The sequence below is a fragment of the Rosenbergiella nectarea genome, from assembly GCF_900111105.1.
GTDB lineage: Bacteria > Pseudomonadota > Gammaproteobacteria > Enterobacterales > Enterobacteriaceae > Rosenbergiella > Rosenbergiella nectarea.
This window is the reverse complement of record NZ_FOGC01000006.1, coordinates 91,895-105,626: the sequence shown is the minus strand read 5'-3', so window position 1 is coordinate 105,626 and position 13,732 is coordinate 91,895. Positions and strand designations below refer to the sequence as shown.

Below are 13,732 nucleotides of genomic sequence, written 5' to 3'. Positions count from 1 at the left end.
TAGCAAAATTAAAAAAAAAATTCGATTAGCTTTCTATTTTTCCATCCATTATAGGAAAATGCCAGATTTAAGGGCATCTCATAATGCGACAGAGTAATGAGTGGAACCATGTCATTACGGATGATTTCATCAATCAGATTATCATAAAAGAGTAGGCCTTCTTCGCAAGCTTCACTCTCATCGCCATTGGGAAATAGACGGGGCCAACTAATCGAGGTTCTAAACGTCTTAAGCCCTGCCTCGTTAAGTAATGAAAGGTCTTGCTTATAGCTATGATAAAAATCGATACCGTTGCGTTTTGGATAAATACCTTCAGGATCCCGCAGAGCGAACAGCGCGGTTTCACGCGTCATTTCTTTATTAGACATGGCGCTGAGATCGTTATGCGGCACGAACTCATTGATATCCGCCACACTCACCCCTTTTCCACCTTCTTTCCACGCTCCTTCCGCTTGGTTCGCGGCAATAGCGCCCCCCCAAAGAAAGTCCTTTGGAAAACCTATTTTATTGCTACTCATTTTTTGTCTCCTGAAACACCAACGTTAGATTCATACCCAAAAATGATAACCAGTAATGCGCCGGTCAATAAGGTGGCAAAAAGGGCGACGGTGTAAACAAGGATGTTCTGGGCAGTAGGAATAGAGAGAAGACTTGCAAAAATCATTTCATTAAGTTTTACGCCATAAAAGCCAATAATTCCTCCCCCTACGGCACCCGATATAAACATAAAAGGAATAGTCCGCTTATTAGGAATAATAAGTCCGTATAAGATGGGTTCGGTAATCCCGCTAATCAGCGAAGGGAAGAAAGCACTGCCTGCCAATTGCCGTGTTTTACTGTCTTTTGATTTAATAAGAATACCTAAAGCAATACCCATTTGTGCAATCGCTGACATTCCGCCTATAGCATAGATCGGGTCGCCGCCATGAACTAGGTTTGTATACATTATAGGTGTTAATGTCCAATGCAGACCGAACATGACGATAACCGAATAAAAAGCACCGATGAATATTCCTGATAAAAGCCCACTTAGATTGATGACATAAAGGATACCTTTTGCCATATAGTCACCAAGAATCGCACCAAAAGGACCGAGTAAAATAAGGGTGAGAGGGACGACTATAAGGAAAGTGATTAACGGGACGAACATAAGTTGTAAAGAGTTGGGTATTCCCCTCTTCAGATATTTTTCGATAAAGGCTGCAGTAATCATGGCAAAAAATATGGGAAAAACGGTGCCGGAGTAGTCAGTCACAATAATAGGAATGCCGGCAAAGTGTAATGTTTGACCTGCCAGTTTGGTAAACTCTGGATAGAGTAATGCAGCACCAATTGCGGCGCCAACCAATTCATTCGACTTCAATTTTCTTGCGATACTAAATCCCAGTATCACGGGCAGATAATGAAAGGGGACATTAGCAATTAAATTAATGATCTTTAGCGTCTCGTTTCCGTTGAAATAGGAAAACTCGCCCAATACTGTGGTCATTGCACGCAGTAACCCCGCCGCCGCAATAATCCCAATAATTGGGAGGAAACTCCCTGATATAAAACCCAGAGTTAAACTTATCTTGCTTTCTTTACTTGTAGTCGTGTTTTCAATCTTATGTTCTTGTGAACAGCCAGCGGTATGACTTGTATCCTTATCATTGATCGCTATCTTTATTATCTGATAAACGGATTCCACTGCGGGGCCGATAATGAGCTGGCATTGCCCACTTGCAATAACGATAGAAAGTACTGAGGGTTGGGATTTAAGTTTTTCTTGATCAATCAATGAATAATCATAAAGATTAAAACGAAGGCGGGTGGCACAATGGAAATAATCCTTAATATTTCCTCTTCCACCTAACCCGTCAAGAATGGCATCTATTTCGGCTCTGCTGGACATGTTAAATCCCCGAACGGTAATGTTGGAGTATTGAAATCTAAGATAGAGGGATCTTTTAAGCAAATTATTTCATTTTCCAAATTTAGAAAATAATCAGGTTATCTCAATTATTTTTTTGGCTATGATATAAATAACACTTTCCATAAATTTATGAGAGTGGTAATTAGATGCCATTAAATCCGGGTAGCCATTAATAGGCACCCATACCTCTGGGCGACCGGATAGAACAGCAGGTATTTTTGTCGAGATAAGGAAAAAAGAGAGGTTATCAGGGATCACTGAGCACCATCGCTCTTTTTGCATCCAATCTCCGGTAAAGGTTAATACAACAACACTATCGACGACACCGAACAAGCAGTGTATTAGCTCATTATTCTGTCGATTAGCGAGATAGACTGTTCGGGTAAAGCTACTCAATACCTCTCTAAAAATATTAGAAATGTTAAACGTAAAGTCATTGGTGATGATAAGGATCTTTTTTTTATTCGCCATTGATCTAGCCATGTCTTCACATTTCTCTAAGGGGAGAAATTTATAAATATCATTAATTATTTCTCTCTCATCGCTCATTGTTGCATTAAGTTGATACTTGCTAAGGTAAGTTGCGTTATTACGTAATTCCGCGAAGCTGTCATAGCCAATTATTTTACAGAATTTCGTCACACTAGATGGCGTTGTTAAACAATACAACGCCAAGGCTTCAATGTTTACATGGGGAAAGTCCCCAATCTTCTCAATAATACCCGCGGCAATACGTGTGAAGACCGTTGCCTTGCTTGAGTGAAATAAATATTCTGACGCTCTAACATATAATGAGCTATGAAAAATAGTGGCTTCACAATTTTTTTTCACTTTAGGCTCTCCTGAGGCTTATCATCCGTTATGTCATTGACTTAGATTAGGGTTAACCGCGGTATCTTTCGAGAATAGGGGCTGTTGTTTGCGCAACACTATTACCATTTTCAGTTTGGTTGCCGGTTACCTGCATCAACATGCTTTATCGGTAAATTACCTAGCCGATTTCTTGAATTATCTTGGTCAGTGATGGCTCCCCTGGCGATGATAATCGACAGTGACTCAACGTTAAGGTGCAGACGTAATCACCCTTTGCCACGCCTCGAAACATTCACCGCAATGACAGCGAGGGGCATTGATCACCGCTCGACTTTCTAAGCGGGTATACCGCCGGTTTCGAGTGATGTAAGAGGGTCAAACAGTCGAGAGCAGAGTGGGTATAAACCGGGTAACCGTGTATGGGCTAAGTTTTATTTTACACCGACTATTCTCTCGAGACTTGAACCAGTTCTCATTTAGACACTTTTGGCGCAGTGTCGCCTGCAAGGTTGGGTTAGCGAGGGGAGACGATGTGATAACGCCGTGGGTTGGGAGAGTTAATGTCCTGTAGCAACCAAGTGGTCATAAGGGAGAGCTAAACTGATCGCCAGTTTCGGTCACAGTTTGCTGAAATCCTTAATACCTCCGGGTGAGAGGATTGTAGCCAAATAATTATCTGGAAGAGTCAAAAAGAACCACAGTTGTTCTAAAGAGAAAGGGTAAGCCAGAGTAGCGGGGACGCGGCCTAAGGCCGCGTTTAAGCAGGAAGAGATCAACTCTGTTTGAGTGGCTTATTGGGCACGACTCGTACCTGCTTGACCATATTGTCTTGCACATCGAGAATATCGATAGCGAAGTCGCCCAGTTTTACGTTGGTGTTGGTTTCTGGGATCTCTTCAAGAAACTCAAGCAGCATTCCGTTAATGGTGCGTGCGCCATCTTCCGGTAGATTCCAGTTAAAGGCTTTGTTGATTTCGCGAACATTGGCACTGCCATCGATCAGCACTGAACCGTCGTTTTGCGGCATCACTTCTTCTGCTAAAGAAGGAGACATCGAGGTGGTAAAATCACCTACGATCTCTTCCAAAATATCTTCGATAGTCACCAAGCCTTTAATATCACCATATTCATCAATGACTAGGCCTGTTTTTTTCTTATTACGCTGGAATTTTACCAACTGTTGGTTGAGTGCCGTACCTTCGGGGATAAAGTAGATTTCATCTGCAGCACGCAGCAAATTCTCTTTAGTAAATTCACGCTTATCATTCATGATACGCCAGGCCTCACGCACACGAAGCATGCCGACGCAATCCTCAAGCGTATCGCGATAAAGCACGATACGGCCATGCGGCGAGTGAGTCAGCTGGCGGATCAATGTTTTCCACTCATCGTTAACGTTAATGCCGACGATTTCGTTACGTGGGATCATAATATCGTCAACGGTCACTTTTTCGAGGTCCAGAACGGAGAGCAACATATCCTGATTGCGGCGCGACATCAGATTACGTGACTCATACACTATGGTCCGTAACTCTTCTTTACTGAGCGCTGAACTCATCGACGTTTCGGTTTTAATACCCACTAGACGCATTAAAAAACGAGTAATAGTATTCAACAACCAGACGATAGGCAGCATGATCGTCTGGATCGGGCCAAGCAACAAGCTGCTTGGGTAGGCAACCTTTTCTGGGTAGAGCGCAGCAATCGTTTTAGGTAAAACCTCTGCAAAAATTAAGACGACGAAGGTTAAGACTCCGGTAGCAATCGCGACACCGGCATTACCGTAAAGGCGCATCCCGACGATGGTCGCCAGCGAAGAGGCCAGAATATTCACTAAGTTGTTACCGATAAGTACCAAGCTTATCAATAAATCAGGGCGTTTTAGGAGTTTCTCAACACGTTTAGCGGCTCGGTTTCCCTGCTTTGCATGATGCCGCAACTTGTAGCGGTTGAGTGTCATCATGCCGGTTTCTGAACCGGCGAACCAAGCAGAAACTAAAACCATAACAACTAAAATAATTATCAACGACGTGGTCGAGACAGAGTCCACTGAAACAATCCTTAATGAGTGAGTAATTGCTGAAGTACGCGGCTACCGAAATAGGCCATCGTGAGCAGAAGGGCACCACTGCAGTTGAACCAGACGATACGGCGTCCTCGCCAACCTTTTTGGTAATGCCCCCAAAGTAAAATGAGATAGACAAACCAGGCTAAGAAAGAAAGGATAGCCTTATCCATGTTTTCTGCGCTAAAAAAATTCTGTAAGTAAAAAATACCACTGGCTAAGACTAAGGTAAGTAAGACGAATCCCACTAGGGTGATATGGAACATCTTTCGTTCTAACACCATCAGGGGTGGCATTTCATGGTTAAAAGAGAGCTTTTTATTTTTAAGCTGATAATCAATCCATACCAATTGCAGGGCATACAGTGCCGCGATGATCAGCGTGGCATAGGCGAATAGCGCTAAACCGATATGCACTAAAATACCCGGCGTCGCTTCAAGATGCGTTAAAAACGCATTCGGAACAAACGTCGCAAAAGCGAGATTAATCAGGGCAAAGGTATAGACAAAGGGAAGCAGTAGCCAGCCGCGATTACGCGAGGCAACGATGGTCATCACGGCGCATATAATAAGGCTGATTACCGAGCCGATATTGAGCAGACTAAAGTTTTGACTGCTTTCAAGGTTAAAGATCCGTTGCTCAATGGCGACACCATGACAAATGAGCGCCACAATAGCAGAAAGCATCGCCATCATCCGCCAGCCATTACTGCGAGTCAGCAGGCTAGGTATGATTAGCGCAAGACTTAGGGAATAGGCGAATAACGCCACTATCGCAAACAAAGACATAGATGATGGATTCGATTAAATATTGCCAGTAAACGTCCAGTATAACGTTACCTGCTGCCTGCGCCAAACGATCTCAGTACAATTGCAGAGATCTCTGTAACTTCATGCTATGATAGGCACAATATGTCTCACAGGCGGCTTCGCCAGCCTATATCTGAGTAGTGGATAATGTTTGATAACTTAACAGATCGATTGTCGCAAACACTGCGCAATATCAGCGGTCGCGGCAGGCTGACCGAAGAAAATATTAAAGAAACCCTGCGTGAAGTGCGCATGGCTCTGCTTGAAGCCGACGTAGCGCTTCCTGTTGTGCGCGAGTTTATCGCCCGAGTAAAAGAAAGTGCCGTTGGGCATGATGTCAACAAAAGCCTCACGCCGGGCCAAGAGTTCATCAAAATTGTACGTGATGAGTTGGTCGCGGCGATGGGCGCTGAGAATAATGCCTTAAACCTTGCGGCGCAGCCCCCTGCGGTAATCTTGATGGCCGGCCTACAAGGTGCGGGTAAAACCACCAGTGTCGGTAAGCTTGGTAAATTCCTGCGCGAAAAGCAGAAGAAAAAAGTATTAGTGGTCTCGGCCGACGTCTACCGTCCAGCGGCGATTCGCCAGCTTGAAACCTTAGCCGAGCAAGTCAATATCGATTTCTTCCCCTCTGACGTCAGTCAGAAACCTGTTGATATCGTTAATCAGGCACTGAAAGAAGCTAAGTTAAAATTTTATGATGTGTTAATCGTCGATACCGCGGGTCGTTTGCACGTCGACGAAGCGATGATGGACGAAATTAAAGATGTCCACGCGGCGCTAAATCCGGTCGAAACACTGTTTGTGGTCGATGCCATGACGGGGCAAGATGCGGCGAATACAGCGAAAGCCTTTAACGAAGCGCTGCCACTAACGGGTGTGGTGTTGACCAAGGTCGACGGTGATGCGCGGGGGGGTGCAGCGCTGTCAATTCGTCATATCACCGGTAAACCCATTAAATTTATGGGTGTGGGGGAAAAGACCGAGGCTTTAGACCCATTCTATCCAGAGCGAATTGCTTCGCGCATCTTAGGTATGGGCGACATGCTCTCCCTTATCGAAGATATCGAGAGCAAAGTTGACCATAAAGAAGCCGAGAAACTGGCGAAAAAGCTTAAAAGTGGCGATGGCTTCGACTTAGACGACTTCCTGCAGCAGTTAAAGCAGATGCGTAATATGGGCGGACTCACGAGTCTGATGGGCAAATTGCCGGGTATGGGTCAGTTGCCAGACAACATGAAGTCGCAAATGGACGATAAAGTATTAGTCCGCATGGAAGCTATCATCAATTCCATGACGCGTCAGGAACGAGCTAAGCCTGAGATTATCAAAGGATCTCGCAAACGTCGTATCGCGACAGGCTGTGGATTACAAGTTCAAGATGTGAATCGTCTGCTTAAGCAATTCGATGATATGCAGCGGATGATGAAGAAAATGAAGAAGGGTGGCATGGCCAAGATGATGCGTGGCATGAAAGGTATGATGCCACCTGGATTCCCTGGGCGTTAAGCCCAAAACGAAAAGACTCGAGCGATTTTACATTATCGGTTGCTTTTTACGCCAAAATAAGTAAAATTTTCGGGCTTTTATATTGCACCTGGGCCCCGTTCCTCGATGGGGCCCAGTTGTTTTATTAACTCAAGAGGATGTTATGGTAACAATTCGTTTAGCACGTCACGGCGCAAAAAAGCGTCCGTTCTACCAAGTGGTTGTCACTGATAGCCGCAATGCACGTAACGGTCGTTTTATCGAGCGTGTTGGTTTCTTCAACCCGGTTGCTTCTGGCCAGGCTGAAGGTCTGCGTCTAGATTTAGATCGCATTGAACACTGGGTTGGTCAGGGTGCAACTCTGTCTGATCGTGTGAATGCACTGGTCAAAGAAGCAAAAAAAGCAGCTTAATCTGTCACGGTGGTGAGCATGACCAAAACTAACTCCGCACAGCCTCCTGCTAACCCACTGGTTTTGGGAAAGTTGGGTGCGCCCTACGGGATTCGCGGTTGGCTCAAAGTGTTTTCCTCCACCGAAAATGCTGAAAGTATTTTTGACTATCAACCTTGGTTTATTCAACACGCCGGTAAATGGCAGTTGGTTGAACTCGAGAGTTGGCGTCATCACAATCAGGATCTGATCATCAAGGTCAAAGGTATTGATGATCGTGATGCAGCAGCCCAATTGACGAATGCCGAGATATCGGTTAACGCTGCTGATTTGCCTGCGTTGGATAACGATGATTACTACTGGAAAGACCTAATGGGTTGCAAGGTGGTTAACCTCCAAGGCTACGAGATGGGGAAAGTCATTGATTTGATGGAAACCGGATCGAACGATGTTTTAGTCGTTAAGGCAAACCTGAAAGATGCTTTTGGTGCGAAGGAGCGGTTAATTCCGTTTCTTGATGAACAGGTTATCAGAAAAGTCGATCTCGACACTTCAACGATTGAAGTCGATTGGGATCCTGGTTTTTGATCTCCGGATATCACGGTAACTGAGCGACGAAATATGTGGATTGGTGTTATCACCCTGTTTCCTGAAATGTTTCGAGCGATTACCGAGTACGGGGTAACTGGCCGAGCGGTCAAAAATGGCCTGCTAAACATTCAATGCTGGAGTCCTCGTGATTTCACGCATGACAAGCACCGCACCGTGGACGACCGTCCTTATGGTGGGGGACCTGGAATGTTAATGATGGTTCAACCCTTACGGGATGCCATTCATGCAGCACGCGCCGCAGCGGGTGATAATGCGAAAGTGATTTATCTCTCGCCTCAAGGCCGCAAACTCGATCAACAAGGGGTTTGCGAATTAGCGACACAGCACAAATTAATTTTCGTCTGTGGCCGTTATGAAGGGATTGATGAACGAGTAATCAATGCCGAAATTGATGAAGAATGGTCAATTGGCGATTACGTGTTAAGTGGCGGAGAGTTACCGGCCATGACGATGATTGACTCAGTCTCCAGGTTTATCCCTGGGGTATTGGGAAAGCAAGCGTCGGCAGAGGAAGATTCGTTTTCCGAAGGTTTACTCGACTGCCCACATTATACCCGGCCTGAGGTGTTAGAAGGCGAAGAGGTCCCAGCAGTTCTGCTGTCGGGGAATCACGCCGAGATAAAGCGCTGGCGCATGAAGCAGTCGCTAGGACGTACTTGGTTAAGAAGACCTGAACTTCTGGAAAACCTGGCTCTGACTGAAGAGCAAGTAAAATTGTTGAATAGGTTCCGCGAGGAATATCAACAACAACATGATGATGAGGAAGTCTAACTTCCCTTAATATCAGTTTACCCAGGATAAGAGATACAATTATGAGCAACATTATTAAACAAATTGAACAAGAGCAGATGAAACAGGACGTACCTTCCTTCCGTCCAGGTGACAACGTGGAAGTGAAAGTATGGGTCGTTGAAGGTTCTAAAAAACGTCTGCAGGCATTCGAGGGCGTGGTTATCGCTATCCGTAACCGCGGTCTGCACTCTGCATTCACTGTTCGTAAGATTTCAAACGGCGAAGGTGTTGAGCGTGTTTTCCAAACTCACTCACCTGTCATTGACAGCATTACTGTCAAACGTCGTGGTGCTGTACGTCAAGCTAAACTGTACTACCTGCGTGAGCGTACTGGTAAGTCAGCTCGTATCAAAGAGCGTCTTAACTAAGGTCTCGCTAACGCGACATCGAAAAGTTAATAATGAACAAGGGGTTGGCCAATGGCCAGCCCCTTTTTTTGGTGGACAATCCCCCACTTCTACCAAACCATCCACTGGGTTATTATGATTTTTTAGCATAATCTTCGCACTAAAGATGATTAAGCAAAATTGAAAACTTTCGTTACACTCTCTCCTCCGGTTAACGCCTCTACGTAGTTACACCCATTAAGGAGATATCATGAGCGATCGTAAAACACTCAACACCGCACAGGGCGAGCACGTCCTGCATCCACAAACGTTGATGACCAGCTATGGTTATGATCCCATGTTATCGGAGGGTGCGGTTAAACCGCCCATATTTTTAACCTCAACGTTTATCTTTCGTACCGCTGAGGAAGGGAAAGAATTCTTCAACGTTACCAGTGGCCGAACGCCTGCACCAGCGGGACAAAAAGAAGGCTTGGTCTATTCACGTTTTAATCATCCTAATAGCGAAATTGTCGAGGATCGTTTAGCGCTGTATGAAGGGGCTGATCGATGTGTGCTGTTCTCCTCAGGGATGTCTGCGATAACGACTGTCTTGATGGCGCTTTGTCAGCCAGGGGATACCATCTTGAAATCTCAACCTTTATACGGCGGTACCGAAACGCTGTTTAATAAGACATTAGCCCGTTTTGGGATCAACGCATATCCTCTGCAGGATGCAAGCGATGCCTCTGCATTGCGACAGGATGCCAGTGACGCGAGAAAGCAGGGGCCAATCACTGCCATTTTTGTCGAAACACCCGCTAATCCCACTAACTCTATGGCGGATATTCGCTTGCTTGCACAGCTGGCGGATGAGCTTGAGGGACAACAAGGGGTCAGGCCCGTTGTCGTCTGCGATAACACCCTGTTAGGGCCTATTTTCCAAAAGCCTTTGGCACTAGGTGCCGATATTAGCGTCTATTCGTTGACTAAGTATGTTGGCGGGCATTCGGATCTGGTGGCAGGCGCGGCAATGGGAAGTCAAAAAACGATCGCTCAAATTAAACAGATGCGCAGCGCCATTGGCACCCAATTAGACCCCCATACCAGTTGGATGCTGGGTCGCTCATTAGAAACATTACAGTTGCGTATGGAGAAAGCGGCGGACAACGCGAAGCACGTCGCTCGCTATCTTCAACAACACCCGAAAATATCAGCAGTCACCTATCCTCCTCTTTTTACGCCGGGAAGCCAATTGAGCGCGCTTTACGCTAAACAGTGTACAGGCGGTGGTTCTACCTTTTCGTTTGAGGTGGGGCGTAATGAGGCCGAGGCTTTCCGTTTTCTGAATGCATTAAAAATATTTAAATTAGCAGTGAGTTTAGGCGGCACAGAGTCTTTAATTAGCCATCCAGCATCGACCACCCACTCGGGCGTTGCCAGAGAAGTACGAGAGAAATTTTCCATCTTTGAAACCACCATTCGTGTCTCGATAGGTATCGAATATGCTGATGATCTGATCGCCGATTTAGGGCAAGCACTGGAGACTTTATAAAGTTTGCGGCGAGTCTAAAAGAGTAGAAATTCTTAAGTATCTACTCGTTAATATTTGATCGTAATCAATTTACTCTCGGGGTAAAGGCGTAGAGTGGGGAGGATTGTTAATCACCTTCCCGGAGAGGTACGAGATGAAAGCCGCTATAGTCACTCAAGATCATCGAGTAAGTGTTGAAGAGAAACACCTTAGACCCTTAGAGTATGGCGAGGCGTTACTCACGATGGAATGCTGTGGTGTTTGCCATACTGATCTACACGTTAAGAATGGCGATTTTGGCGATAAAACGGGGGTGGTCCTCGGTCATGAAGGTATCGGCATTGTTAGCCAGCTTGGGCCTGGGGTTACCGCCTTAAAGCTTGGCGATCGGGCCAGTGTTGCATGGTTCTATCAAGGATGTGGGCACTGTGAATATTGCAATACGGGAAGAGAAACCCTGTGTCGTTCGGTAAAAAATGCCGGTTACAGCGTCGATGGTGGGATGGCTGAGCAATGTATCGTGCAGGCTGACTATGCGGTAAAGGTCCCTGACGGCTTAGCGTCTGCCGCCGCTAGCAGTATCTCCTGTGCCGGGGTAACGACCTATAAAGGGCTAAAAGTCAGTGACATCCGGCCTGGTGAATGGGTGGTGATTTACGGTTTAGGCGGCTTAGGGAATCTAGCCTTGCAGTACGCCAAAAATGTCTTTAATGCCAGAGTCATTGCTGTGGATATTAATGAGCAACAGTTGGCCTTAGCCTCCTCACTGGGCGCGGAATTAGTCATAAACTCTCGTGACCAGGATGCGGCCGCGATTATCCAAGAGAAATGTGGCGGTGCTCATGCCGCGCTGGTGACGGCCGTGGCAAAGTCGGCCTTTCAATCGGCGGTATTTAGCGTTAGGGCGGGTGCTAAAGTGGTCGCAATTGGCTTACCACCCGAATCGATGGCGCTGGATATCCCCCGTTTAGTCCTTGATGGGATACACGTTGTCGGCTCCCTTGTGGGAACGCGTACCGATTTGGCGGAAGCCTTTCAGTTTGCGGCAGAAGGTAAAGTTACCCCAAAAGTCACTTTGCGTCCGATTGAAGCGATCAACTCGATATTTGACGAGATGCACGCTGGAAAAATCTCAGGCCGAGTGGTGATCGACTTTAAAAATAGTGCAATAACCTAGGCGAGGTTGAAGAATTGCTAATCACTTCTATACTGAGTGAAACATACTTTGTATAGGAGTGGTTATGACGATTCTAAAAAGTGGTTCAGCACATTGGGAAGGCTCAATCAAAGAAGGTAAGGGTACAGTAAGCACTGAAAGTGGTGCATTAACTGAACAGCCTTATGGATTCAATACCCGCTTTGAAGGCAAAACAGGGACTAACCCGGAAGAATTACTGGGCGGTGCACATGCTGCATGCTTCTCTATGGCGCTGTCCCTGATGCTCGGTAACGCAGGGCATACCCCGAAAAGTATTGATACCACTGCGACGGTGTCGCTAGATAAAGCGGGCGAAGGCTTCAAAATTACTCAAGTCGCGCTGAAAAGCAAAGTGGATCTACCGGGTATTGATGAACAAGAGTTCGACAAAATCATCACTCAAGCTAAAGAGGGGTGCCCAGTATCACAACTGTTCGATGCTGAAATTACTCTCGACTACACGCTTAACGCGTAACCTGTTTGTGGCGCTCAGGCGCCACACTACTCTTCCCGCCCTTGCAACTTAATTTCTCGCAAACGCGCTACCGTCGCTGTAGTTGACACTGCCCTCTTGGGTCTTTTCACGACCTTACTGGGATCGGCGGCAATATAGTCTAACGTTGGTGAGCAATAGAAGGGCAGCCAACCGCCATAACTACTCTCCCACTCCCAATGAACCGGGCAGGGCCATAATAACCCCTCTTCGAGCAAATAATAGACCCAGTGGCCAGTGGGTCGGCGTGGGCGGCGAATCATAGCTTTCACGTCAGTAGTTTCCGAGGAGTGGGACGGATCGTCGAGCCTGATCAATCGGGATGATCCCGATGCACCTCACCACATAGCAATACAACATTAGGTCTTACCTTATGAACACGCGCTTCCATTTGTTGACACATTGCCAGAGTGGGATAAATAGTCTCTGTCACGGGTAAGGCATCGCAAGCATCATTTCCACAAGCACTCACCAGTAATACAAATCCTATTAGCATACCTAACTCCTGTGTGGGTTTAGCGAAGGCGCATTGTGCTTAAATGAGATAATCTGATTTTCACGGTCACTATTCTGCCAGAAAAGCGTCAACTGAGTTACACTATCCTTGCCATTACGTTTAAGAAAAAAGGTTTATTATGTCGGAATTACCTTCACGTCCCCTCGACAATGAAAATATCGCTCATCCGGACCAGCATCCCAAACAAGCTGCGCTGCAGTTGGTGGTCGAACTGGTACGAGCAGGTAAGTTAAGTCCCCTGCAAGGCGATGCCAGTAACATGTTGTCGATTTATGAACAGTTCAAAAAGCACTTTGAACAAGATTGTAATAAGTGACCGCTTAGTCGGGAGTATAAGGATACCTTACCACTTGGCTCCCGAGTGAGATGACGTTCTATGAGGCCTTTATGAAACGTTTCACGCTCCTTTCTTCTCTTGCACTCTGTATGCTCCTGACCGCTTGCAGCCATTCTGATCAGGCCGCTCATCCGCGCTATCTGCCGGACGATGATATGTGTGGTGCCTCTCAATTTCAGAACTATGTCGGAAAGCCGCTAAGGGCGGTTGATGATTTACAACTCGAGCAGCCTGTCAGGGCGATACCTGCCTATGCATCGGTCTCTATGGACTTTATCCTGCGTCGGATTAACTTCTTAGCCAATGATAAGGGAATGATTACTCGGGTGTATTGCGGTTAATCAGTTAAGAGTGCAAGCATTGCATCAGCCAAGTGTTGGGGTTGAGTAAAGCAAGGTTATTAAGTATTAACCTCAATCAGTTGCAGATTTTTCTGGTTCGTTCT

The 13,732-nt window shown here is 46.1% G+C and carries 17 protein-coding genes; 10 read left to right on the top strand and 7 right to left on the bottom strand.

Features of this window, described 5'->3' with window-relative positions; genetic code table 11:
- Positions 1-8: 8 nt before the first annotated feature.
- The 5 genes from BMX14_RS17030 to BMX14_RS08810 all read right to left on the bottom strand — a co-directional run bounded on the left by BMX14_RS17030 (position 9) and on the right by BMX14_RS08810 (position 5,578).
- Positions 9-518, bottom strand: coding sequence for a family 1 glycosylhydrolase (locus tag BMX14_RS17030; RefSeq protein ID WP_268993453.1), 510 nt, complete (start codon positions 516-518; stop codon positions 9-11).
- Complete coding sequence (locus tag BMX14_RS08825; protein WP_092675707.1) at positions 515-1,891, bottom strand: PTS transporter subunit EIIC; 1,377 nt, start codon at positions 1,889-1,891, stop codon at positions 515-517. The genes BMX14_RS17030 and BMX14_RS08825 overlap by 4 nt, the downstream gene beginning before the upstream one ends.
- A gap of 93 nt (positions 1,892-1,984) precedes the next feature.
- Positions 1,985-2,743: a MurR/RpiR family transcriptional regulator gene (locus tag BMX14_RS08820; protein ID WP_092675704.1), complete on the bottom strand. Its 759-nt coding sequence runs from the start codon at positions 2,741-2,743 to the stop codon at positions 1,985-1,987.
- Positions 2,744-3,497: 754 nt separating this feature from the next.
- Positions 3,498-4,775, bottom strand: a complete 1,278-nt coding sequence (locus tag BMX14_RS08815) for an HlyC/CorC family transporter (protein WP_092675702.1) — start codon at positions 4,773-4,775, stop codon at positions 3,498-3,500.
- An 11-nt stretch (positions 4,776-4,786) separates the two neighbouring features.
- On the bottom strand, positions 4,787-5,578 hold the full coding sequence (locus tag BMX14_RS08810; RefSeq protein ID WP_092675699.1) for a cytochrome C assembly family protein: 792 nt from the start codon (positions 5,576-5,578) through the stop codon (positions 4,787-4,789).
- 168 nt (positions 5,579-5,746) lie between these two features.
- Here BMX14_RS08810 and ffh point away from each other — a divergent pair, with 168 nt between their 5' ends.
- The 8 genes from ffh (at position 5,747) to BMX14_RS08770 (ending at position 12,415) form a co-directional block, all read left to right on the top strand.
- Positions 5,747-7,108, top strand: a complete 1,362-nt coding sequence (ffh, locus tag BMX14_RS08805) for a signal recognition particle protein (protein WP_092675696.1) — start codon at positions 5,747-5,749, stop codon at positions 7,106-7,108.
- Positions 7,109-7,250: 142 nt separating this feature from the next.
- On the top strand, positions 7,251-7,499 hold the full coding sequence (rpsP, locus tag BMX14_RS08800; RefSeq protein WP_048912529.1) for a 30S ribosomal protein S16: 249 nt from the start codon (positions 7,251-7,253) through the stop codon (positions 7,497-7,499).
- A gap of 18 nt (positions 7,500-7,517) precedes the next feature.
- Positions 7,518-8,066, top strand: a complete 549-nt coding sequence (rimM, locus tag BMX14_RS08795) for a ribosome maturation factor RimM (protein ID WP_092675693.1) — start codon at positions 7,518-7,520, stop codon at positions 8,064-8,066.
- Positions 8,067-8,099: 33 nt separating this feature from the next.
- Entirely contained in the window at positions 8,100-8,861 is a 762-nt protein-coding gene (gene trmD, locus BMX14_RS08790; protein WP_092675690.1) for a tRNA (guanosine(37)-N1)-methyltransferase TrmD, read from the top strand.
- A 41-nt stretch (positions 8,862-8,902) separates the two neighbouring features.
- Positions 8,903-9,250 carry a 50S ribosomal protein L19 gene (rplS, locus tag BMX14_RS08785; RefSeq protein WP_048912526.1) on the top strand — a complete coding sequence of 116 codons (348 nt, stop codon included), beginning with the start codon at positions 8,903-8,905 and terminating at the stop codon, positions 9,248-9,250.
- A gap of 229 nt (positions 9,251-9,479) precedes the next feature.
- On the top strand, positions 9,480-10,763 hold the full coding sequence (locus BMX14_RS08780) for a cystathionine gamma-synthase family protein (protein WP_092675687.1): 1,284 nt from the start codon (positions 9,480-9,482) through the stop codon (positions 10,761-10,763).
- A gap of 133 nt (positions 10,764-10,896) precedes the next feature.
- Positions 10,897-11,919, top strand: a complete 1,023-nt coding sequence (adhP, locus tag BMX14_RS08775; RefSeq protein WP_092675684.1) for an alcohol dehydrogenase AdhP — start codon at positions 10,897-10,899, stop codon at positions 11,917-11,919.
- Positions 11,920-11,983: 64 nt separating this feature from the next.
- Positions 11,984-12,415: an OsmC family protein gene (locus BMX14_RS08770; RefSeq protein ID WP_092675681.1), complete on the top strand. Its 432-nt coding sequence runs from the start codon at positions 11,984-11,986 to the stop codon at positions 12,413-12,415.
- A 26-nt stretch (positions 12,416-12,441) separates the two neighbouring features.
- Here the strand turns inward: BMX14_RS08770 and BMX14_RS08765 are convergent, their stop codons facing one another.
- Together BMX14_RS08765 and BMX14_RS08760 are read right to left on the bottom strand one after the other, a co-directional pair.
- A complete protein-coding gene (locus BMX14_RS08765) occupies positions 12,442-12,696 on the bottom strand; it encodes a hypothetical protein (RefSeq protein WP_230527416.1) in 255 nt (84 codons plus the stop codon).
- A 50-nt stretch (positions 12,697-12,746) separates the two neighbouring features.
- Positions 12,747-12,929, bottom strand: coding sequence for a hypothetical protein (locus BMX14_RS08760; RefSeq protein WP_092675674.1), 183 nt, complete (start codon positions 12,927-12,929; stop codon positions 12,747-12,749).
- A 139-nt stretch (positions 12,930-13,068) separates the two neighbouring features.
- Between BMX14_RS08760 and BMX14_RS08755 the strand changes: the two genes are divergently transcribed.
- Positions 13,069-13,266: a hypothetical protein gene (locus tag BMX14_RS08755; RefSeq protein WP_092675671.1), complete on the top strand. Its 198-nt coding sequence runs from the start codon at positions 13,069-13,071 to the stop codon at positions 13,264-13,266.
- 71 nt (positions 13,267-13,337) lie between these two features.
- On the top strand, positions 13,338-13,628 hold the full coding sequence (locus tag BMX14_RS08750; RefSeq protein ID WP_092675987.1) for an I78 family peptidase inhibitor: 291 nt from the start codon (positions 13,338-13,340) through the stop codon (positions 13,626-13,628).
- Positions 13,629-13,732 lie beyond the last annotated feature (104 nt).

Coding starts and splice junctions, on each gene's coding strand:
- BMX14_RS17030 (WP_268993453.1), bottom strand. CDS start 518: ATGAGTAGCAATAAAATAGGTTTTCCAAAGGACTTTCTTTGGGGGGGC.
- BMX14_RS08825 (WP_092675707.1), bottom strand. CDS start 1,891: ATGTCCAGCAGAGCCGAAATAGATGCCATTCTTGACGGGTTAGGTGGA.
- BMX14_RS08810 (WP_092675699.1), bottom strand. CDS start 5,578: ATGTCTTTGTTTGCGATAGTGGCGTTATTCGCCTATTCCCTAAGTCTT.
- ffh (WP_092675696.1), top strand. CDS start 5,747: ATGTTTGATAACTTAACAGATCGATTGTCGCAAACACTGCGCAATATC.
- rpsP (WP_048912529.1), top strand. CDS start 7,251: ATGGTAACAATTCGTTTAGCACGTCACGGCGCAAAAAAGCGTCCGTTC.
- rimM (WP_092675693.1), top strand. CDS start 7,518: ATGACCAAAACTAACTCCGCACAGCCTCCTGCTAACCCACTGGTTTTG.
- trmD (WP_092675690.1), top strand. CDS start 8,100: ATGTGGATTGGTGTTATCACCCTGTTTCCTGAAATGTTTCGAGCGATT.
- rplS (WP_048912526.1), top strand. CDS start 8,903: ATGAGCAACATTATTAAACAAATTGAACAAGAGCAGATGAAACAGGAC.
- BMX14_RS08780 (WP_092675687.1), top strand. CDS start 9,480: ATGAGCGATCGTAAAACACTCAACACCGCACAGGGCGAGCACGTCCTG.
- adhP (WP_092675684.1), top strand. CDS start 10,897: ATGAAAGCCGCTATAGTCACTCAAGATCATCGAGTAAGTGTTGAAGAG.
- BMX14_RS08770 (WP_092675681.1), top strand. CDS start 11,984: ATGACGATTCTAAAAAGTGGTTCAGCACATTGGGAAGGCTCAATCAAA.
- BMX14_RS08765 (WP_230527416.1), bottom strand. CDS start 12,696: ATGATTCGCCGCCCACGCCGACCCACTGGCCACTGGGTCTATTATTTG.
- BMX14_RS08760 (WP_092675674.1), bottom strand. CDS start 12,929: ATGCTAATAGGATTTGTATTACTGGTGAGTGCTTGTGGAAATGATGCT.
- BMX14_RS08755 (WP_092675671.1), top strand. CDS start 13,069: ATGTCGGAATTACCTTCACGTCCCCTCGACAATGAAAATATCGCTCAT.
- BMX14_RS08750 (WP_092675987.1), top strand. CDS start 13,338: ATGAAACGTTTCACGCTCCTTTCTTCTCTTGCACTCTGTATGCTCCTG.